Here is a 19,451-nt window from a genome sequence, read left to right on the forward strand (position 1 = left end):
GCTCCAAGCGATTACATGGACAGAGCGCCGCGTATTTCATTCACGTCACTCGGGTGCCCCAAGGCATTGGTGGATTCCGAGCGCATCATCACGCGGCTGCGCGCGGAGGGCTATGAGCTCGCCCGCAAGCATGACGGGGCCGACATCGTCATCGTCAACACCTGCGGCTTCCTCGACAGCGCCAAGCAGGAATCGCTCTCGGCGATCGGCGAGGCCATGGCCGAGAACGGCAAGGTGATCGTGACCGGCTGCATGGGCGCGGAACCGGAAGCGATCGAGCAGGCCTATCCCGGCGTGCTCTCCATCACCGGCCCGCAGCAATATGAGAGCGTGCTCGATGCCGTGCACCGCGCGCTGCCGCCGGCGCACAATCCGCATCTCGACCTGGTGCCGCCGCAAGGCATCAAGCTGACGCCGCGCCACTACGCCTATTTGAAGATCTCCGAGGGCTGCAACAACCGCTGCACCTTCTGCATCATCCCGAAGCTGCGCGGCGATCTGGTCTCGCGCCCGGCCAACGACGTGCTGCGCGAGGCCGAGCGCCTGGTCGGCGCCGGCGTCAAGGAACTGCTGGTGATCTCGCAGGACACCTCCGCCTACGGCGTCGATCTCAAATATGCCGAGAGCCCGTGGAAGGACCGCCAGGTCCGCGCCAAATTCCTCGACCTCGCGCGCGAGCTCGGCGAGTTGGGCGCATGGGTCCGGCTGCAATACGTCTACCCCTACCCGCATGTCGACGAGGTCATCGCGCTGATGAACGAGGGCAAGGTGCTGCCCTATCTCGACATCCCGTTCCAGCATGCGAGCCCCGAGGTCTTGAAGGCGATGAAGCGTCCGGCGGCGCAGGACAAGACGCTGGCGCGGATCAAGCGCTGGCGCGAGGAATGCCCCGATCTCGCTTTGCGCTCGACCTTCATCGTCGGCTTCCCCGGCGAGACCGATGCTGACTTTGCCTATCTGCTCGACTGGCTCGATGAGGCCGAGATCGATCGTCTCGGCTGCTTCAAGTACGAGCCGGTCGCCGGCGCAACGTCGAACGCGATCGAGAACCCGGTACCGGAAGAGGTCAAGCAGGCGCGCTACAACGCGCTGATGGCGCGGCAGCAGAAGATCTCGGCACGACGGCTGAAGCGCAAGGTCGGGACGCGCCAGCAGATCATCATCGACGAGGTCGGCCCGACCGTCGCCAAGGGCCGCTCCAAGGCCGACGCGCCGGAGATCGACGGCGCGGTCTATCTGACGAGCCGCCGCCCCTTGCGCGTCGGCGAGATCGTCACCGCCAAGATCGAGCGCGCGGACCAATACGATCTGCACGGCAGCGTCGCGGGGTTCTGAGAGGCACGGCGTCAGGCCAGCCATTCGGTACCCAGCGCTGCGGCTTGGGTGCGCGGAAGAGATCGCATGCACTGACCAATGCTGCCGAGCAGAAGAGGGTTTGAGGCGAGGTGGTCATGTCGCTTCTCCAGACGCCCGCTGTTCGTCATGCGCGGCGAACACCTCCTTGGCTGCGAATAGCCCGTTCAGCGCAGCCGGGAAGCCCGCATAGACGGCCATCTGCATGATGATCTCCACGATCTCGTCGCGAGAAAGCCCGACGTTCAGACCCGCCTCGATATGCACTTTGAGCTGAGGCGCGGCATTTCCGAGCGCCGTCAGCGCGGCGATCGTCGCGATCTCTCGATCGCGGAGGCCGAGGCCCGGGCGGCAGTAAATGTCGCCGAAGGGAAACTCGATCACGTATCGTGCGAAGTCCGGAGCTATATCGGCGAGCGAAGCGATGACTTTTTCGCCGGCACTGCCGTCAATGCGTGACAGGGCCCGCTGGCCGCGATCGAAGCGGCTTTCGGCTTGTGTTTGGGCGTGCGTCATTTTCCTTCGTCCTCTGTTCGTCGCCGGCGTAGCCGGCAATCTTGGTATCAAGGACGAGCAGGCATTCCTGGAGTTCGGCAATCTGCGTGCGAACCTGTTCTCGATGGATTTCCAGCATCTGCCGCCGGGCTGGCCCGGTGGCGTCGCCGTCGTCACGAAGCGCCGCGTAACGCAACATGTCCCGGATTGGCATTCCGGTGGTCTTGAGCCGACCGAGGAATGCGATCCATGTCAGGATTGATGCGTCAAAATCACGTTGACCGGAGCGATCCCGGTCAGCGTATGGAAGCAGCCCGATGCGCTCATAGTAGCGCAGCGTGTGGGTCGACAAGCCGGTTCGTTTTGCAAGGTCGCCGATCTTCATTTGTGCCCGTTCTCGTACTGACGCACGTACAGATACCCCTTCGAGCGCGCTCTAAGTCAAGAGGGATCGAAGGTGCCGCGAGGTCAAGCAAGAGCTACAGCGCGGTGTACCTCACGAGCCGCCGCCCCTTGCGCGTCGGCGAGATCGTCACCGCCAAGATCGAGCGCGCGGATGCGTACGATCTGCACGGCAGCGTCGCGGGGTTCTGGCGCACTTGCGCGGCGACTACCACTCCATCACCGTCATCCTGAGTCGCTCGTTCTGCGGCGCAACCGCGCCGTAGAGCGAGCCTCGAAGGACGACGGCCCGGCTGCATCCCGGCCGCTCATCCTTCGAGGCTCCGCTTGCGATGCGTCGGCATCGCAAGCCTCGCACCTCAGGATGACGGGGCGACATGCGGGTTCGCTACACTCAAAACGACGATGTGGATGCAGTTAGGCCAGCCATTTCGGCACCCAGCGCTCCGGGCGCGGAGCGCGGGCGAGATCGGCCTTTGCCTCGGAGAGCAGCGCCGGCTCGCCGTCGATTGTCGGCCGCACATCGTATTCGAAATTCGGCATGATCCTGCCATCGGCATGGAGCCCGAAATGCATCGTGTACCACAGCCCGAGCGCGGGCTGCGCGCGGCGCATCTCCTCGCGCAGGTCGCGCAGCAGGGACTCGATCGATGCGGCCTCTTCGAACGGCTGCGGCCCGCGCGAAAGCACGCGCGCCTGGTATTGCGCGCCGATGATCGCGATCTCGAAGCGGGTCTGGTCCCAGGGCTTCTTGCCCTTCGGCAGATGCGCCGCCAGCCGCCAACCGAGCTCGGCCATCAGCCGATGATTGGCCCAATAGTCCTCGCGATCCCGGCTCCACTTTTCGACGAAGCCGCGGAAGTCGGGCAGCTCCGACGATGCCTCATCGGGCACCGCGGCTTCGCCATGCGGCCGTCCGGCGAGCCATTGCGCGAGCTCACCCGTCTGGGCCTCGACCTCGTCGTGTGGCTTCAGATCGCTCCAGGCGTTGTCGAATTGCTGCGACGTCAATTTTGCGAGCAGCCCGTCGAGGCTCGGTGCGAGCAGTTCGTAGTCACCCTCCGATCCCAGCCCCACGATCGGCGGATTGTCCCGGTCGAGACCGGCGCCATACCAGCCACCCACGGCCGAGCCGTCCGGCAGGCGCATGAACAGCGAGAACCTGTCGCGCAGCGGACTGCCGTCGACGATCGGCGCATGATCTGCGAACTGGCCTTGCAGCGCGAAGCAGCCGACGCTGCCCCAGGGGCGCCCCTCGAGCCAGCCGGCAAAGTCGACCAGCAGCCGCGGCGTCTCGATCCCCGGCGGAAATGCGCCGCGAATGCTGTCGAGGTCGATCGGATAAGGCGTGTCGGACAAGGCTGAAACTGTCTCGTTGGTCCCGCCCTCTTGGTCTGAGCCGCCGTGCGTCCGGTTCGAACCAATTGGCGTACCTCGATCACAAACGCGCCAGCGCCGCGATGGTTTCTGCGGGGCGACAATGAAATGGCGGGAAACCAGCGGTATCCGGAGCGGACTATGCGCGCGCCGGTAACCGCGTCGGCCTCATTCGCACGCTTCGTCGTCTCGGCTGCCGCAGCGCTACGCGCGAGACAGCCAGCGGAGCGTATTGTGACACTATAGTGCATTCACGCAGAGGTCACGGACTCGGCCTAACTCTGCCCGCGCTTTTCAACGCGAGCGAGGAACGAGGATGAGCCTCTCGGGTATGCTGCGCACACAGCGCTTCGACGATTACCGCTTCTACCACCAGAGCACCGTCAACCAGACGCTGCATCTCTTCAGCGCCGTGATCTTCCTGTTCTGCTACGCGCTGCTGTTCGTAGACCCCGCGCTCGCCGGCATCGTCGGCTGGCTTGCGATGCTGACGCGGCAGACCGGGCATTTCTTCTTCGAGCCGAACGGCTATGACGCCGTCAACGACGTCAGCAACGAGTACAAGGAAGCGATCAAGGTCGGCTACAACCAGACCCGCAAGATCGTTCTGCTGCTCGTCTGGGGCAGCGCGCCGGTCGCGCTGTATTTCCATCCGACGCTGTTCGGACTTTTCGATCCGCCGGCCGGGCGTCTCGACTTCATCCGGCATGTCGGCACGCTCTGGCTCGCGATCGGCATCGGCGGCGGACTGGCGCGCATGCTCCAGCTCTTCGTCACGCGCGACCTCACGACCGGCCTGGTATGGGCGTTCAAGGTGCTGACCGACCCGTTCCACAACATCGCGCTGTACTGGAATTCGCCGCTCAAGCTGATGCGCGGCGAGCTCATCGACACCGCGATTGCGGACGCGGATTGGGGCGACGAAGACGCCGAGGAAGCCGCTCACCTGACCTGACCGATGCACGCCAGGCGGGTGTTCGGCAAAACGCCCGCTTGACAAGCCCCGGCATTCGCATGTATTGCCGCGCCCCATGATCAACCGGACCAACCAGCGCACCGCAATGCTCCGTCGTCGCTCCCGCGACGATGAGAGGGTGCGCCATGTCCGACGACGCCGCTGAACCACTAGAATTCAGCTCAAGTTTTCGAGAAGGCCGCACCCGCAAGGTGCGGCCTTTCTGCTTTTTGCGCCCTTTTTCCACCCGCCTCCAGAGGAGTTCGACATGACTACGCATCCGTACGACGCGCTGATGGACATCACCGCACGGCCCAAGGCCGTGTTCGTCCGCGGCGCCGGCTCCTACCTCTGGGACGACAGCCGCAAGCGCTATCTCGATTTCGTGCAGGGCTGGGCCGTGAACTGCCTCGGCCACTCCCCACCCGCGGTCGCTGACGCGCTTGGCGCGCAAGCCAAGCGGCTGCTGACGCCGAGCCCGGCTTTCTACAATGAACCGAGCCTCAAGCTTGCGCAGGCACTCGTCGAGAACAGTGCTTTCGACCAGGTGTTCTTTGCCAACTCCGGCGCGGAGGCCAATGAAGGCGCGATCAAGCTCGCGCGCAAATTCGGCAGCGTGCACAAGGGCGGCGCGTTCGAGATCATCAGCTTCGAAGGCGGCTTCCACGGCCGGACGCTGGCGACGATGTCGGCCTCGGGCAAGAAGGCGTTCGAGCCGCTGTTCGAGCCGAAGGTCGCAGGCTTCAAGAAGGCAAGGCTCAACGACATCGCCTCGGTCGAGAAGCTGATTAACGACAACACCGTCGCCGTGATGCTGGAGCCGATCCAGGGGGAATCCGGCGTGTGGCCCGCGACCGACCAGTTCCTGCAGCAATTGCGCGCGCTCACCGAGGCGCACGGCCTGCTGCTGATCTTCGACGAGATCCAGACCGGCATGGGCCGGACCGGCAAGCTCTTCCACTATGAGCACACCGGGATTGCGCCCGACATCATGACGCTCGGCAAGGGCATCGGCGGTGGCGTGCCCCTCGCCGCGCTGCTGGCGACCGAGCGCGCCTCCTGCTTCGAGCATGGCGACCAGGGCGGCACGTTCAACGGCAACCCGATCATGTGCGCGGCGGGCCTCGCGGTGCTCGAGGAGGTCAGCAAGCCGGACTTCCTGAAGGCGGTCACCGAGACAGGCCTCCTGCTCGAAAGCGAGTTGCAGAAAGTCTCGGCACGGCACGGGCTCGGCGGCGTCCGCGGACGTGGGCTCCTGCTCGCGCTCGATCTCAAGCTGCCGATCGCGCCGGGCATCGTCGCGCAGGCGTTCGAGGCCGGCGTGCTCCTGAACGCGCCGCAACTCGACACGCTGCGCTTCATGCCGGCGCTCAACGTCACGAAGGCAGAGATCGCCGAGATGATCGATTGCCTCGACGGCATCCTGACCAAGGCCGGCGCGGCACGGCGGGTGGCGTAAGGCTGTCTCGTGCCCCGGACGCAGCGCAGCGCCACTTCGGCGGTGCGCTGCAGAGCCGGGGCCCATCTCTGCGCATCGTGCGGTGCTTCTGGGTCCCGGCTCTGCGCCGCAACGCGTGCGCGTTGCAGCTTGTCCGGGACACAGATGCGGATGACGACGGAAGTCCTACGGCTTCAGGATCGAAGCCCCCGTGGTCTTGCGGCTTTCGAGATCGATATGCGCCTTGGCGGCGTCCTTGAGCGCGTAGGCGTGGTTGATCGGAACGTGCAGCTTGCCGTTGATGACGGCGGCGAACAGCGTGTCGGCGCCCTCCAGCAGCTCCTTGCGCGTGCCGACATAGTCGTTGAGCTTGGGCCGCGTCGCGAACAGCGAGCCGTGATTGTTCAGCTCGGCGATCGAGAATGGCGGCACCGGACCTGAGGCATTGCCGAAGGAAACGAACATGCCGCGCGGCTTCAGGCAGGACAGCGACCCCGGAAAGGTGGCCTTGCCGACGCCGTCATAGACGACGTCGCAGCCCTCGTTGCGGCTGATCTGCTTCACGCGGGCGACGAAATCCTCCTCGTTGTAGAGGATGACGTGATCGCAGCCATTGGCCTCCGCAAGCTCGGCCTTCTCGCGCGAGCCGACCGTGCCGATGACATGGGCGCCGAGCGCCCTCGCCCATTGGCAGGCCAGCAAGCCGATGCCGCCGGCGGCTGCATGAATCAGCACGCGGTGATGCGGCTCGACCTTGAACGTCTTGTGCAGGAGATACCAGACCGTCAGCCCCTTCAGCATCAGCACGGCGCCCTGCTCGTAGGTGATGTGGTCGGGCAGCTTGACCAGCTTCTCCCAGGGGATGTTGCGCTCGCCGGTATAGGCGCCCAGATTGTGATAATAGGCGACGCGATCGCCGGGATGAAAATTCGTGACGCCAGGCCCGACCGCGACGACCTCGCCCGAGGCCTCGTTGCCCGCGATGAAGGGCAGCCCCGGCGCCTTGTAGAGGCCGGTGCGGTAATAGACGTCGATGAAGTTGAGGCCGACCGCATGCTGGCGGATGCGCACCTCGCCCGGCCCAGGCGCCGGCACGTCGACGCTCTCATAGACCAGGGCCTCGGGGCCTCCGACCTTGTGCACGCGGATGGCTTTGGTCATCATTTGACCTCCTCTTCTCGCGACTGAGCGAAAGCCATCGCGCCAGCCTTGTCAACTCGGGGCCGGCCGCAACGATCAAGCAGACGACTTGCCGGCCTTCCTGCGGTTGCGCTTGGCCAGCACGTTGAAGAATTCCACCGCCGCCGAAAACGCAATCGCGAAATAGATGTAGCCGCGTGGAATATGAAACGCCAATCCGTCCGCGACCAGCGCGACGCCGATCAGCACCAGGAAGGCCAGCGCCAGCATCTTCGTCGTCGGATGCTCCGCGACGAATCGCGACACCGGGCCGGACGAAATGTACATGATCAGGCATGCGATCACGACGGCCGCGACCATGATCTCGATGTCCTGCGCCATGCCGATCGCGGTGATGATCGAGTCCAGCGAGAACACGATATCGATGACGATGATCTGGACGATCACCCAGAAGAAGGCGTTCCGGCCGGACTTGTGGTCGCCCTCGCCTTCATCGGCCTCGACCTCAGCGTGAATCTCGTGCGTCGCCTTGGCGATCAGGAACAGGCCGCCGCCGATCAGGATGAGGTCGCGCCAGGAGAAGTCGTAACTTGCAAACGAGAACACCGGCGCAGTCAGGCCGATCAGCCAGACCAGCACGCTGAGCAGGAGGATGCGGAACACCAGCGCCAGCGCGAGCCCGATCTGGCGGGCGCGGTACGCCTGCTGCTCCGGGATGCGCGAGACGATCACCGAGATGAAGATGACGTTGTCGATGCCGAGCACGATCTCGAGCGCCGTCAAGGTGAGAAGCGCGGCCCAGGCTTCCGGGCTGGTCAACAGGTGCATCACGCGAAGGATCTCGCCAGGCGGATCAAGGCGTCGCTGAAGCTGATCCAGAGCGCGATGGCGCAGAGCACGATGGTCACGCCGGCGCCGACGCGGAAATCCATCGCCAGCGTGTAGACGCCCAGCACCGCCCAGATCGCGATCAGCGACATCGTCAGCCAGCGCAGCCGCACGACGCGGACCGGATGCAGCACGTGGAAGGGCACGAAGGTCAGCACGACGAGCGCGGCTACCAGCAGCGTCGACCAGAGCGGCGGCCAGTGCAGCAGGAACAGGTAGAACGCCGCCGCGTTCCACAGCGCCGGGAAGCCGCGGAAATGATTGTCGTCGGCCTTCATGCGCAGATCGGCGAAATATAGTGCGCTGGTGACGATGATGGCGACGCCGAGCAAGGGAGCCGCGACCGGCAGCAACAGCCCGCTCGCCACGATCGCGTAGGCCGGCACGAAGACATAGGTGACGAAGTCGACCACGAGGTCGAGCACGTCGCCCGACCAGTTCGGCTGCACGTTCTTGACGTCGAGCCGGCGCGCGATCGGCCCGTCGATCGCATCGATGATGAGGGCGACGCCGAGCCACTGAAACATCGCGGACCAGTGCTCGCGCACGGCCTCCAGCATCGCCAACAGCGCGATCGCCGCGCCGAACGCGGTGAAGATGTGCACCGAGAGCGCCGCGGCGCGGATCGCCGGTCTCGGTTTCAGGGAATCCTGCTGGCTATCCATGGCTTCTGCTATCAGAATGGGACCGGTTTGCACATCCGCCATTGCGGCGCTCCGTCGCACAATTCGTCATAAAATCAGGCAAAAATCAGCGGGCTTGAATTCGCCGCCGGCCGTGTCCAATGTCGTTCCATGACAGACGCATCGACACTCCATGACACAGCCGTGATCGGCGGCGGACCCGCGGGACTTGCGGCGGCCATCGCACTAGCGCAGGCGGGTGCCCGGACCGCGCTGGTGGCACGGCGCGTGCCCTACGCGGACAATCGCACCACTGCGCTGCTGGGTGCCTCCGTCGATCTCCTGGAAGGCCTCGACGTCTGGCCGCGCTGCAAGGACAAGGCGGCCGCGCTCGAGGTCATGCGCCTCGTCGACGACACCGGCCGGCTGTTCCGCGCGCCGGAGGTGCGATTCTCCTGTCACGAAATCGGACTCGACGCGTTCGGCTACAACATCGACAATCGCTCGCTGATGCTGGCGCTGGAAGGGCGCGCAGGCGAGCTGCCCAACCTCGTCCGCTTCGACGACGAGGCCGAGAGCGTCGTCATCGAAGCCGACGACGTCGCAGTGCGCACGGCCTCCGGACAATTTCTCTCGGCCCGCCTGGTGGTCGGCGCCGACGGCCGGCACTCGCTGTGCCGCGAGGCCGCCGGCATCGAGGTGACGCGGCGCGAGCTGAACCAGACCGCACTGACCTTCAACGTCAGCCACGCACGGCCGCACCGCAACGTCTCGACCGAGTTCCACACGCCGCACGGGCCTTGCGTGTTCGTGCCCCTGCCCGGCGACCGCTCCAGCGTCGTCTGGGTTTCGGCGCCCGCGGAGGCCGAGCGCCTTCGCAGCCTGAGCGACGAGGAGCTGTCCGGCGCGATCGAGAAGCAGTCGCATTCGATCCTCGGCCGCATGACGGTGGAGCCCGGGCGCAACCTGTTCCCGCTCGCGATCGAACGTCCAAGATCCTTCGGTCGCGACCGCATCGCGCTGGTCGGCGAAGCCGCCCATGTGGTTCCGCCGATCGGCGCCCAGGGCCTCAATCTCGGCCTGCGCGATGCCGCCGACATTGCACGGCTCGCGAACGATGCCATCGCCTCGGGGCAGGATCCCGGCGCGGAGGAGATCCTCAAGCGCTACGACCGCGCGCGGCGGCCGGACATTTTGAGCCGCACGTTTGCGATCGACATCGCCAACCGCTCCTTGCTCAACGATTTCCTGCCGCTCCAGCCGGTCCGCGCCGTCGGCATGCACCTGCTTGGCGCCATCGGCCCGCTCAGGCGATTTGCAATGCGCGAAGGCTTGACGCCGACCTGGCGGCGATAAGCCTCCTCACGGAAACGCCAGCCGCCCGCTCTGGATCGCCCACATCACGCTGGTCAGCGTGACCACCGAGGCGAAGGTGCCGAGCAGCACTGCCACGGAGGCGGATTCGATCCAGGCATCGTTCTGCCGGGCGATCACGAACACGTTCAGCGCCGGCGGCAGCGAGGCCATCAGCACGGCGGTGGCCGCCCAGGGCTGCGCGAACGGACCGAACGCCAGCATCAGGCCGAACGCTGCGAGCGGATGAATCAGGAGCTTGACCGCGATCACGCCCGGCACTTCCCACGGCACCCGATCGAACGGGCGCAGCGCCACGGTCACACCGAGCACGAACAGCGCGGTCGGAGCGGCTGCGTTCTGGAGGAAGGTGATGGTGCGGTCGAGCGCGACCGGCAGCTCGATATGCAGCGCAGCCACAGCCGCGCCGAAGCACGCCGACATGATCAGCGGGTTGAGCACGATCTGCTTCAGCACGACGCCGAAGGCGTGCACGAGCGAGGGATGGTCGCGGTCGGAGAGCTCGATCAAGAGCGGCACGACCGTGAACAGGAAGATGCTGTCGCAGCAGAAGATCAGCGCGGTCGGCGCCGACGCCTTCGGCCCGAGCACCGCGAGCGCCAGACCCGGCCCCATGTAGCCGATATTGCCGTAGCCACCGGAGAGACCTGCGAGCGTCGCCTCGCGCAGCGTCAGCCGGCCCAAGACCTTGCCGACGACCAGCGCCAGCGTGAACGCGGCAACCGTCGACAGCGTGGTCGCGACCAGGAATGGCGGGTTATTCAATTCCGAAAACGGCGTCTTCGACATGATCGCGAACAGCAGCGCCGGCAGCGACACGTAGAGCAGGAAGAAGTTCATCCAGGCGAGGCCCGATTCCGGGAGGGATTTGACCTTGCCGCAGGCGAAGCCGACGAAGATCAAGCCAAAATAAGGCAGCGCCAGATTGAGGATATCGACCATTGATGAAGTGTTTTCTGAAGGCTTGGGGGCTATCCGCCCCGGAAACGAGGGTTAATTCCAGACGAGGGCACTAGCATCGGCCACAATCCTGGTCTATCGACGGGGAATGATTAAAGCGCGGACCGCGAAATTCCAGATCGGACAGGTCGTTCGCCACCGGATCTTCTCGTTCCGGGGGGTGATCTTCGACATCGATCCGGAATTCAACAACACCGAGGAGTGGTGGCTGTCGATCCCCGAGGAGGTGCGGCCCAACAAGGATCAGCCGTTCTATCACCTGCTCGCGGAGAACGCGGAATCGGAATACGTCGCCTATGTCTCGGAGCAGAACCTGTTGCCGGACGATTCCGGCGAGCCGGTCCGGCATTCCCAGGTCGCCGAGATCTTCATCAAGGACAAGGCCGGCGGCTATCGCCCCCGCAACTCATCACTGAACTGATCGTCGCCGGTTGGCGGCCAGCAAAAAAGGCGCTCGAAACGAGCGCCTTTTTCATATCGGAATCTGGCCTGACTACTTCTGGCCGGTCGGAGCCGCGCCAGGGGCGCCGCCCTGCTGCTCGAGCTTCTTGCGCTGCTCGTCGGCCTTCTTCTGAAGCTCTTCCTGAAGCTTCTTCTGGGTTTCCTCGAACACCTTCGGATCGGTCGGCGGACCGTCATAGGCCTTCTGGAATTCGCCGGCGAGCGGCAGCGGCAGGGTCAGCGGCGCGCCGTTGGCATTGATCGCCTGGACAACGAGATTCTGACCCTTCTTCATGTTGTTGATGAGCTCGGGCGTGGCCTCGTAATCCGACATGCAGCCGTTCTGGAAGCAGATCACATAGGGCTGCTGCAGCGGTGGGTTGTTGTCCACGATGATGCGGGTGCCGTGCACGAGCTGCATGCCGAGCGGCAGCGTCACGCGCAGGATCTTCTTGGGCTCGCCTTCCGGCTCGATGATGACGGCCGCGATGACCGGCTGTCCCGACTCGATGCGGCCGTCCTTGCCGGTGAAGCAGACTTGCTTGGCGTTGGCATCCTGGCCCTTGAGGCAGAACTTGGTCCAGGGGGCGTAGATCAGCTGGATCTGCTGGTCAGCGGGCTGGGCCGCGCCCTGCTGCCCGGGAGCGCCCTGGGCGGGAGCCTGCTGGGCCTGCGGAGACGCTGCCGGTGCCGGAGCCTTGGGGGCAGCCTTGGGAGCCGCTTTCGGGGCCGGAGTCGCCTTGGGTGCGCCCGGGGCTGGCGCAGGGGTCTGGGCCTCGGCGGCAAACGGAATGGCCAACGCCGTCGCCGTCAACAGGGCGAGAAGTCGCCCGCGCGGCCGGACGGACGCGGCCAAGTAACGGAAATTCATTGCGGAAAACCCTTTCTGAACGGGAAGTGCCCGAACCGCTCCGAAGCGCCGAACCTGGCCGCCTTGGGCGCGGCTCTCTCCCCGTCAATTGAGGCGGATAGGTGACGGGCTCGACGCTCTTGCGCGATTGCCCGCCTTTTAACGTGGCCGACGAAAAGATCAATGCCGACAACCGCCTTTGGCCGGCTTGGCGCCAACGCCCCACCAAATTCCCTGTGATAGGATTCAGGCCCGCCGGTCGTCGAATCACCGTGTGCCGATGTTCATGTTCCAGCGCCTTCTCGAAGGCTTCGGCGTCCGCCTCTGCGTCCTCGCCCTCGCTGTGGTCACCGGACTTCCGGCAGGCGGCGCCCGGGCCGAGGAGGCTCATGCCATCGCCATGCACGGCAAGCCGGCGATGCCGGCCGACTTCACCCACATGCCCTACGCCAACGCCGACGCCCCCAAGGGCGGCCGCTTGACCTGGGGTATTCTCGGAACGTTCGACAGCCTCAATCCCTTCATCGTGAGAGGATTGGCCGTGCAGCAGATGCGGAGCTACGTGGTCGAGAGCCTGCTCGCACGCGGCAATGACGAGCCGTTCACGCTCTATGGCCTGCTCGCCAGGACGGTCGAAACCGACGACGAGCGGAGCTTCGTCACCTTCCGCCTCGATCCGCGCGCCCGCTTCTCCGACGGCAAGCCGGTAGCGGCCGAGGACGTGCTGTTCTCCTGGCAGCTGCTGCGCGACCACGGCCGCCCCAACCTCCGGCAGTACTACGCCAAAGTTGCCAAGGCCGCGGCGCCCGATCCCCTCACCGTCCGCTTCGATCTCGCGGGCGCCAACGACCGCGAGCTGCCGTTGATTCTCGGCCTGATGCCGGTCCTGCCGAAGCACGCAGTCGACGTCGCGGCCTTCGAGGAGACGACGCTGACGGCGCCGGTCGGCTCGGGCCCTTATCGGGTCGCGGCCGTGAAGCCCGGAGCCAGCGTGACGCTCGCCCGCAATCCCGACTATTGGGGCCGCGACCTGCCCGTCAATCGCGGGCTCTACAATTTCGACGAGATCCGGCTCGATTATTTTCGCGAGGCCAACGGCCAGTTCGAAGCCTTCAAGCGCGGGCTCTACGATTTTCGCATCGAGCACGAGCCGCTGCGCTGGCACGACGGCTACGATTTTCCGGCCGCACGGAGCGGCGAAGTGATCCGCGACACCGCCAAGCCCGGCGTGCCGCAGCCTTCCGAATTCCTGGTGTTCAACACCCGCCGTCCGATCTTCGCCGACATCCGGGTGCGCCAGGCCCTGACGCTGCTGTTCGATTTCGAGCTGGTCAACCGCAATTACTTCTTCGGGCTCTATTCGCGCGCTGCCGGCTATTTCGCCGGCTCGGACCTGTCGGCCTATGGCCGCCCGGCGGATGCACGCGAACGCGAGCTGCTCAAGCCGTTCGCCGCACGAATTCCGCCCGACGTCATGGATGGCAGTTATCGCCTGCCGGTCACCGACGGATCGGGCCGCGACCGCACGACGCTGCGCGCCGCGCTGAAGCTGTTGTCGGACGCCGGCTATGATCTCGACGGCACCGTGCTGCGCAATCGCGCGACCAAGGCGCCTCTCACCTTCGAGATCATGGTCACGACCCGCGACCAGGAGCGCATCGCGCTCGCCTTCCAGCGCGACCTCAAGCGCGCCGGCATCGAGCCGACCGTTCGCTCGGTCGATCCCGTGCAGTTCGACCAGCGCCGGCTCGCTTACGAGTTCGACATGATCCAGAACCGCTGGGACCAGTCGCTCTCGCCCGGCAACGAGCAATATTTCTATTGGGGCAGTGTTGCCGCGGACAATCCCGGCACGCGCAATTACATGGGCGCCAGGGATCCCGCGGTGGATGCCATGATCGCCGCCCTGCTGGAGGCCCGTGAACATACGGATTTCGTCCCGGCGGTGCGGGCGCTCGACCGCGCTCTGATCGCGGGCTTCTACACAATCCCGCTGTTTAACGTATCGGAGCAATGGATCGCGCGCTGGAATCGGATAGAACGGCCCAAGGCCATTTCGCTCTCGGGCTATTTGCCGGAGACTTGGTGGGCGAAGGGGCAGCCGCAAGCTCATCAGGCAAAGTGACGCCGTGAACCAGCCAGCAATATCGCCGACGCTCGACACGCTGTTTCAGCGCACGCTGATGCGGCAGCCGCACGCGCTCGCTCTGCTCGATCCCCTCAACAAGGCGCGCGTGACCGGGCACCTGCCGCGGCGGATGACCTATGCCGAGGCTGACACGGCCATCGAGGCGCTGTCGGCGCATTTCGTCGAATCGGGCCTGCCGGCCAATTCCGTCATCGCGATCCAGCTGCCTGCTACCGTCGAGTTCGTGCTCACCGTGCTGGCGGCCCATCGCGCCGGCCTCGTCGTCGCGGTGCTGCCGCTGCTCTGGCGGCATGCGGAACTGACCGCCGCGCTCAACCGTACCGCGGCGCGCGCCATCGTCACCATGAGCACGGTCGACGGCGTCAGCTATGCCGACCTCGCGATGCATGCGGCCGCCGAAGCCTTCTCCATCCGTCACGTCTGCGGCTTCGGAGGCGACCTGCCCGAAGGCATGGCGTCGCTCGGTGACGTCCTTGCCCGCCCGCCCGGCCTGACGCGCGCCGTGATCCAGGACGGCCGCAAGGCGGCGATGATCTCCTTCGACGTCACCGCCGAAGGCTTTCGTCCGGTGCCGCGGCCGCATTTCAGCCTGATCGCCGGGGGGCTCGCCATGTCGCTGGAAGCCGACATCCGGCAGGGAGCGACCGTGATGGCGGCGTTCGCCCCGATGTCGTTCGCGGGCCTCGCCTCCTCGCTCGCGGTATGGCTGCTCTCGGGCGGTACGCTGGCGCTGCATCACCCCTTCGAGAACGAGGTGCTGGAGCAGCAGATCAACGAGCACGAATGCGAGGTGCTGATTGCGCCGGCGCAGCTCGCGCTGCGGCTCGGTGATGCCGACCTCGCGGCACGGCTGCCGACCGTGCGCAACGTCATCGGCCTGTGGCGCGCGCCCGAGCAGGTCGCGGCGAGCGATGCCTGGATCGCGCCGCATGCGCCGCTGACCGACGTCTATCTGTTCGGCGAGGCCGGACTGTTCGGCACCCGCCGCGGCGAGGACGGCATGCCGGTGCCGGTCATGCCCGGGCCGCACGGCGCCCCGCGCGAGCAGTCGGGCTCCTCCATTGCCGGCGAAATTCTGCTGACGCCGAAGGGCACGCTCGGCCTGCGCGGCGCGATGGTGCCGATCGCGGCCTACGCCCCGCCGCAGCCGGTCGGCGAGACGCTGACCGCGCAGCCGCCGCGCGACTATGTCGACACCGGCTACGCCGCGCGGCTCGATCGACCGAGCGGCGCGATCTGCATCACTGCACCGCCTTCGGGAATCATGGCCGTCGGCGGCTATCGCTTCCTCTCCAACGATCTCCAGGAATGGGCGCGCCGGCTCGGCCAGGGCGCCCTGCTCACGGCGCTGCCCGACCGCCTCTCGGGTCACCGGCTGGCCGGACGCGCCCAGGACAATGCCCGCGCCCGCGAGGCGCTCAGCGAGCTCGGGCTTAACCCCCTGATGGTCGAGGCCTTTCGCGACCGCTCCGGGTCGGTCTAGGCATTGTTTTGCCCGTTCCGTTGACGCTGCATTAAGGCGGCCGAACTAGGCTGCGCGGCATCTGTCGCGTGATCAGAGTTTGTCGATGTCCCAGGCGGGCCCGATCCTGTTTGTGTCCGATGCCCAGCGCCCCGCCTTCGTGGCAGCGCTGGACGAGGCCCGGCTCTTTCCCGTCGTCGATACCGATTGGGCCAGCGCGGCGCGCGCGGTCGACCAGGTGCAGCCGGCCGCGGTTCTCGCTGCGATGCATGCCGAATACGAGCCGCCTGTGACGGCGCTCGCAAAGAAGATCGCCGACCAATCGCCTTACGTTCCTTTCGTGACCCTGGATGCGGCGGGCAGGCTGCCGCACAACGCGCTGCCCTTCTCCTCGCACGGCGGCAATCCCGAGCGCCTGATCGCGCGGCTCCGTGCCGCGCTACGCGTGCGCACACTGCATGCAACGGTTCTGCGCCGGCTGCCGGAAGCGAAGCTCGCGCTGCCGGAGGGCGATCCCGCACGCGATGCCACCGTGCTCCTGATCGGTCGCGGCGCAGCCTATCCCGCGCTCTCCGTCGCGCTTGGTGAGCGCTTCGGCGTGGTCGGCGCGCTCTCGATCGAGGCCGCCGCCAAGCACCTCAACACCCGCGACCTCGACGGCGTCGTGCTCGCCGAAGGTTTCACCCCGAGGGTGACCGATGCCTTCCTCACGGTGCTCGCGGAGGACACCCGCTTCCGCAGCCTGCCGGTGGTCCTCACCGCGCATCAGCTGACGCAGACTTATGATCTACCCAATCTCGAACTGATTGCCGGCGAGCCTGCGAAGGTCGCCGCCAATGCGCTGCCCTTGATCCGCCAGCACGCGATGGAAGCGCAGCTGAGCCGCACGCTGCGCTCGATCGATGCGGGCGGCTGGCTCGATCCGCGCAGCGGCCTGCTCACGGTCGAGGCCTTTGCCCGTGATTTTGCCAAGGCGGTCGAGCAGGCGCTCGCCCGCGGCGGAGGTCTTTCGGTCGCGCGCTTCGCTTTCGATCCCGGCAATTCCCGTGCTCAGCTCGATGCCGCGCGGATCCTCAGCCGCCTGATGCGGCAGATGGATTTCGGCGCGGCGCAGAAGGACGGTTCAGTGATCGTCGTGTTCGCGGAGACCGACTTCCGCACGGCGCACATGATCGCCCGCCGCCTGTCGGCGGTGATGCGGCACACCTCCAATGGCAAGCACGAGATGCGCAGCGATCCCGTGGTCAGCGTGGATTCGCTGTCCCCGTCGGATACGGCGCGGTCGCTGCTGGCGCGACTATCGGCGGATGCGTCGCGGGCGGCATCCTGAAGCGCGATGCGATTACGTCGACGGAATCGCGAGCCTGATCTCGCCGTTCTCGACCTTTCCCAGCGCGAGAGCGTCGCGGGCCATCTTCTCGACGACCGGCCAGTTCGCGAGAAGATATCGCTGCGCCTGCACCTTGGTCGGCAAGTTCGTCTGCAGGATGCAGTTCTGCCGCATATTCCCATTCGCGATTTGGAAGGCCACGGCTTGCGGTCCCTCGCTCAGCTCCTGTTCGGTAGGATCGGGAAACTTGCGCATGCAGCACCTGCTCCCGGTCAGCGAACCGCCGGAAGGACCTTGAACGCCTGATTGGAAACAGACGGGCCTTCGGCGCTCGTCGGCGCCTTCGCCTGGTTTCGGTCAAGGACGGGGCGCGTGTTGCGGACCGCTTCGGTCAGCATCTCGCGGAGTTCGGCCTTGGATCTGGGTGCTTGTCGCGGACTGGACTTCTGCCAATGTGTCATACCCCTATATGGGTATCGCCCGGGCTAAACGCCACCCTCCGCTTTCGCCTGGGTCGACAGAGCGGGAGCCGCCAGGAGTAAGCCGACGGAATCGTTCAAGAGCTCGTAGGCACGGTCGACAATGTCGTCCAGCGATATGGTCTTGACGAACATGCGCTGCGCTTCAGCCAGCAGCTGGTCGCGCGTCGGCATACTGGACAGACGCTCGCCGGCACGCTGCTGCAACAGAGCGAGAGCATCACGGACCGACAATTCGGTCTCATGGATCGACGTCCGGATCGCGAGCGCGATGCGCTCGGAATCGAAACGGGCGGCGAGCTGTTCTGCCGCCTGCCTGACCACGCGTGATCCCAACCGCTGCTGATTGCGCAGAACCTGAGCGGGAGGCATCTTCAGGTCCCGGACGATTCCGAACCAGGACAGGACCACCAGGACGTAATAGGTCAGATCGATCTCATACCAGTAGAATCCCTGTCGGGCGCTGGCCTGATAGGCGTGATGGTTGTTGTGCCACCCCTCACCCATCGTCAGCAGGGCCAGCAGCCAGTTGTTGCGGGAGTCGTCACCGGTCACATACCGCTTGCGTCCGTGAACATGCGCCAGCGAGTTGATGCAGAACGTGGCGTGATACAGCAGCACGGTGCTCCACAGGAAGCCGACCACGAGTCCGGACCAGCCGGCAAGGATAAAGCACAGACCCGCCAGCACAACTGCCGGCAGTAGCTCCAGCCTGTGCAGCCACATCAGTTCGGGATACGACGCGAGATCAGCCACTTTGACGAGGTCGGTCGCATCGTGCCGACGGTAGAAGATCCAGCCGACATGGCTGTAGAGGAAGCCCTTGTGCCGGGGCGAATGCACATCCTGCGCGGTGTCCGAGTGAAGGTGATGATGGCGGTGCTTGGCGGCCCACCACAGCACGCTCTTCTGGGCGCTGCTCTGGGCAAGGAAGGCAAGGACGAACTGGAACACCCGGCTTGTCGCGTAGGCCCGATGCGAGAAGTACCGGTGATATCCGGCCGTGATCGCAAACATGCGCAGCCAATACAGCGCGAAGCAAAGCCCGGCAGCCTGCCACGAAACACCCGACCAGATCGCCGCGACACATCCGATGTGGATCAACAAGAACGGCAGAACCTGCGGATACATGACGTCGTCATGTTCCTCATCTGACTCGATATTCGCAGACACGCTCGAACCTCAGCTGTTGCGGTGGGCGGACCACCGCGCATGCAGTGCAAAAAAAACCGCGGCCGGTAAACCAGTCGCGGGTCGCAAGACCTGAAGCTCTGCCAATACATCCATGGTCAAAGCGACAGGCGCCGGCTGCGGCAGCTTATGCGGCGCGCAGATTGTCCGCAGCAGACTTGCCGGTGCGGCGGTCTGCAACGACGTCGAAGGAAACCTTCTGACCCTCGTTGAGGGAACTCATGCCGGCACGTTCAACCGCGCTGATATGAACGAAAACATCCTGGCCTCCCTGGTCCGGCTGAATGAAGCCGAAACCCTTTTGGCTGTTGAACCACTTCACAGTTCCCGTCGTCATGGGGAGCGTCCTTTGAGATAGATAAGTCTTTAGAGCCGCACAGAGGTGCGGTCAGCGAATTCGAGATCTGGAGGGAGGGTCATCAGTCAGGCGCGCAAATGCCGGCGAGGCCAAGTCGTTCGGCCGAAACTCGAAGATTCGAACATGGCTATTAATTGGTCATTCCGCAAGTGACGATATGTCGCCCCTTCGGGCCCAAGTGCGGTG

19 protein-coding genes are annotated in these 19,451 nt (G+C 65.4%); 8 read left to right on the forward strand and 11 right to left on the reverse strand.

Annotation, left to right across the window (positions count from 1 at the left end; genetic code table 11):
* Positions 1 to 15 precede the first annotated feature (15 nt).
* Positions 16 to 1,335, forward strand: coding sequence for a 30S ribosomal protein S12 methylthiotransferase RimO (gene rimO, locus FJV43_RS36235; RefSeq protein ID WP_239623664.1), 1,320 nt, complete (start codon positions 16 to 18; stop codon positions 1,333 to 1,335).
* 114 nt (positions 1,336 to 1,449) lie between these two features.
* Here the strand turns inward: rimO and FJV43_RS36240 are convergent, their stop codons facing one another.
* The 3 genes from FJV43_RS36240 to FJV43_RS36250 all read right to left on the reverse strand — a co-directional run bounded on the left by FJV43_RS36240 (position 1,450) and on the right by FJV43_RS36250 (position 3,609).
* Positions 1,450 to 1,869 carry a carboxymuconolactone decarboxylase family protein gene (locus FJV43_RS36240; RefSeq protein ID WP_239629771.1) on the reverse strand — a complete coding sequence of 140 codons (420 nt, stop codon included), beginning with the start codon at positions 1,867 to 1,869 and terminating at the stop codon, positions 1,450 to 1,452.
* On the reverse strand, positions 1,802 to 2,233 hold the full coding sequence (locus FJV43_RS36245; RefSeq protein ID WP_239623665.1) for a MerR family transcriptional regulator: 432 nt from the start codon (positions 2,231 to 2,233) through the stop codon (positions 1,802 to 1,804). Before FJV43_RS36245 ends, FJV43_RS36240 begins: the two co-directional genes overlap by 68 nt.
* A 434-nt stretch (positions 2,234 to 2,667) precedes the next feature.
* On the reverse strand, positions 2,668 to 3,609 hold the full coding sequence (locus FJV43_RS36250; protein WP_239623666.1) for a hypothetical protein: 942 nt from the start codon (positions 3,607 to 3,609) through the stop codon (positions 2,668 to 2,670).
* A 334-nt stretch (positions 3,610 to 3,943) separates the two neighbouring features.
* Here FJV43_RS36250 and FJV43_RS36255 point away from each other — a divergent pair, with 334 nt between their 5' ends.
* Together FJV43_RS36255 and FJV43_RS36260 are read left to right on the forward strand one after the other, a co-directional pair.
* Positions 3,944 to 4,582 carry a hypothetical protein gene (locus FJV43_RS36255; RefSeq protein WP_239623667.1) on the forward strand — a complete coding sequence of 213 codons (639 nt, stop codon included), beginning with the start codon at positions 3,944 to 3,946 and terminating at the stop codon, positions 4,580 to 4,582.
* Between the two features lie 268 nt (positions 4,583 to 4,850).
* Positions 4,851 to 6,041, forward strand: coding sequence for an acetylornithine transaminase (locus tag FJV43_RS36260; protein WP_239623668.1), 1,191 nt, complete (start codon positions 4,851 to 4,853; stop codon positions 6,039 to 6,041).
* A gap of 165 nt (positions 6,042 to 6,206) precedes the next feature.
* On the opposite strand, the gene FJV43_RS36265 is transcribed toward FJV43_RS36260, so the two are convergent.
* From FJV43_RS36265 to pcsA, 3 genes are all read right to left on the reverse strand, one after another.
* Complete coding sequence (locus tag FJV43_RS36265) at positions 6,207 to 7,181, reverse strand: quinone oxidoreductase (protein WP_028178771.1); 975 nt, start codon at positions 7,179 to 7,181, stop codon at positions 6,207 to 6,209.
* Positions 7,182 to 7,256: 75 nt separating this feature from the next.
* Positions 7,257 to 7,991 (reverse strand): TerC family protein, encoded by a 735-nt coding sequence (locus FJV43_RS36270; protein ID WP_239623669.1) that lies wholly within the window; start codon positions 7,989 to 7,991, stop codon positions 7,257 to 7,259.
* On the reverse strand, positions 7,988 to 8,755 hold the full coding sequence (pcsA, locus tag FJV43_RS36275; RefSeq protein WP_239623670.1) for a phosphatidylcholine synthase: 768 nt from the start codon (positions 8,753 to 8,755) through the stop codon (positions 7,988 to 7,990). Before pcsA ends, FJV43_RS36270 begins: the two co-directional genes overlap by 4 nt.
* A gap of 87 nt (positions 8,756 to 8,842) precedes the next feature.
* Between pcsA and FJV43_RS36280 the strand changes: the two genes are divergently transcribed.
* Positions 8,843 to 10,027, forward strand: a complete 1,185-nt coding sequence (locus FJV43_RS36280) for a UbiH/UbiF family hydroxylase (protein WP_239623671.1) — start codon at positions 8,843 to 8,845, stop codon at positions 10,025 to 10,027.
* A gap of 6 nt (positions 10,028 to 10,033) precedes the next feature.
* Here the strand turns inward: FJV43_RS36280 and FJV43_RS36285 are convergent, their stop codons facing one another.
* Positions 10,034 to 10,987: an AEC family transporter gene (locus tag FJV43_RS36285; RefSeq protein ID WP_239623672.1), complete on the reverse strand. Its 954-nt coding sequence runs from the start codon at positions 10,985 to 10,987 to the stop codon at positions 10,034 to 10,036.
* Between the two features lie 106 nt (positions 10,988 to 11,093).
* Here FJV43_RS36285 and hspQ point away from each other — a divergent pair, with 106 nt between their 5' ends.
* The gene (gene hspQ / locus FJV43_RS36290; protein WP_061881708.1) at positions 11,094 to 11,426 is read left to right on the forward strand and encodes a heat shock protein HspQ; all 333 of its coding nucleotides are present in this window, start codon (positions 11,094 to 11,096) and stop codon (positions 11,424 to 11,426) included.
* A gap of 72 nt (positions 11,427 to 11,498) precedes the next feature.
* Here hspQ and FJV43_RS36295 read toward each other — a convergent pair whose 3' ends face one another.
* The gene (locus FJV43_RS36295; RefSeq protein ID WP_239623673.1) at positions 11,499 to 12,317 is read right to left on the reverse strand and encodes an invasion associated locus B family protein; all 819 of its coding nucleotides are present in this window, start codon (positions 12,315 to 12,317) and stop codon (positions 11,499 to 11,501) included.
* A gap of 259 nt (positions 12,318 to 12,576) precedes the next feature.
* Between FJV43_RS36295 and FJV43_RS36300 the strand changes: the two genes are divergently transcribed.
* The 3 genes from FJV43_RS36300 to FJV43_RS36310 all read left to right on the forward strand — a co-directional run bounded on the left by FJV43_RS36300 (position 12,577) and on the right by FJV43_RS36310 (position 17,237).
* Entirely contained in the window at positions 12,577 to 14,421 is a 1,845-nt protein-coding gene (locus FJV43_RS36300) for an extracellular solute-binding protein (protein WP_239629773.1), read from the forward strand.
* Positions 14,422 to 14,425: 4 nt separating this feature from the next.
* Positions 14,426 to 15,928, forward strand: coding sequence for a class I adenylate-forming enzyme family protein (locus tag FJV43_RS36305; protein ID WP_239623674.1), 1,503 nt, complete (start codon positions 14,426 to 14,428; stop codon positions 15,926 to 15,928).
* An 85-nt stretch (positions 15,929 to 16,013) separates the two neighbouring features.
* Entirely contained in the window at positions 16,014 to 17,237 is a 1,224-nt protein-coding gene (locus FJV43_RS36310; protein ID WP_239623675.1) for a GGDEF domain-containing protein, read from the forward strand.
* Between the two features lie 12 nt (positions 17,238 to 17,249).
* Here FJV43_RS36310 and FJV43_RS36315 read toward each other — a convergent pair whose 3' ends face one another.
* The 3 genes from FJV43_RS36315 to FJV43_RS36325 form a co-directional block, all read right to left on the reverse strand.
* Positions 17,250 to 17,492 (reverse strand): hypothetical protein, encoded by a 243-nt coding sequence (locus tag FJV43_RS36315; protein ID WP_239623676.1) that lies wholly within the window; start codon positions 17,490 to 17,492, stop codon positions 17,250 to 17,252.
* A 230-nt stretch (positions 17,493 to 17,722) separates the two neighbouring features.
* Entirely contained in the window at positions 17,723 to 18,889 is a 1,167-nt protein-coding gene (locus FJV43_RS36320; RefSeq protein WP_239623677.1) for an acyl-CoA desaturase, read from the reverse strand.
* 145 nt (positions 18,890 to 19,034) lie between these two features.
* Positions 19,035 to 19,244 carry a cold-shock protein gene (locus FJV43_RS36325; protein WP_028178759.1) on the reverse strand — a complete coding sequence of 70 codons (210 nt, stop codon included), beginning with the start codon at positions 19,242 to 19,244 and terminating at the stop codon, positions 19,035 to 19,037.
* Positions 19,245 to 19,451: the final 207 nt, after the last annotated feature.

The sequence above is a fragment of the Bradyrhizobium sp. I71 genome (genome assembly GCF_022354745.1).
GTDB lineage: Bacteria > Pseudomonadota > Alphaproteobacteria > Rhizobiales > Xanthobacteraceae > Bradyrhizobium > Bradyrhizobium liaoningense.

What these genes read in the sequence shown, in the direction of transcription:
- FJV43_RS36325 (WP_028178759.1), bottom strand. Translation starts at nt 19,244, where the DNA reads ATGACGACGGGAACTGTGAAGTGGTTCAACAGCCAAAAGGGTTTCGGC.
- pcsA (WP_239623670.1), bottom strand. Translation starts at nt 8,755, where the DNA reads ATGGCGGATGTGCAAACCGGTCCCATTCTGATAGCAGAAGCCATGGAT.
- FJV43_RS36295 (WP_239623673.1), bottom strand. Translation starts at nt 12,317, where the DNA reads ATGAATTTCCGTTACTTGGCCGCGTCCGTCCGGCCGCGCGGGCGACTT.
- FJV43_RS36245 (WP_239623665.1), bottom strand. Translation starts at nt 2,233, where the DNA reads ATGAAGATCGGCGACCTTGCAAAACGAACCGGCTTGTCGACCCACACG.
- FJV43_RS36310 (WP_239623675.1), top strand. Translation starts at nt 16,014, where the DNA reads ATGTCCCAGGCGGGCCCGATCCTGTTTGTGTCCGATGCCCAGCGCCCC.
- FJV43_RS36315 (WP_239623676.1), bottom strand. Translation starts at nt 17,492, where the DNA reads ATGCGCAAGTTTCCCGATCCTACCGAACAGGAGCTGAGCGAGGGACCG.
- FJV43_RS36285 (WP_239623672.1), bottom strand. Translation starts at nt 10,987, where the DNA reads ATGGTCGATATCCTCAATCTGGCGCTGCCTTATTTTGGCTTGATCTTC.
- FJV43_RS36300 (WP_239629773.1), top strand. Translation starts at nt 12,577, where the DNA reads ATGTTCATGTTCCAGCGCCTTCTCGAAGGCTTCGGCGTCCGCCTCTGC.
- rimO (WP_239623664.1), top strand. Translation starts at nt 16, where the DNA reads ATGGACAGAGCGCCGCGTATTTCATTCACGTCACTCGGGTGCCCCAAG.
- FJV43_RS36265 (WP_028178771.1), bottom strand. Translation starts at nt 7,181, where the DNA reads ATGACCAAAGCCATCCGCGTGCACAAGGTCGGAGGCCCCGAGGCCCTG.
- FJV43_RS36280 (WP_239623671.1), top strand. Translation starts at nt 8,843, where the DNA reads ATGACAGACGCATCGACACTCCATGACACAGCCGTGATCGGCGGCGGA.
- FJV43_RS36255 (WP_239623667.1), top strand. Translation starts at nt 3,944, where the DNA reads ATGAGCCTCTCGGGTATGCTGCGCACACAGCGCTTCGACGATTACCGC.
- FJV43_RS36260 (WP_239623668.1), top strand. Translation starts at nt 4,851, where the DNA reads ATGACTACGCATCCGTACGACGCGCTGATGGACATCACCGCACGGCCC.
- FJV43_RS36240 (WP_239629771.1), bottom strand. Translation starts at nt 1,869, where the DNA reads ATGACGCACGCCCAAACACAAGCCGAAAGCCGCTTCGATCGCGGCCAG.
- hspQ (WP_061881708.1), top strand. Translation starts at nt 11,094, where the DNA reads ATGATTAAAGCGCGGACCGCGAAATTCCAGATCGGACAGGTCGTTCGC.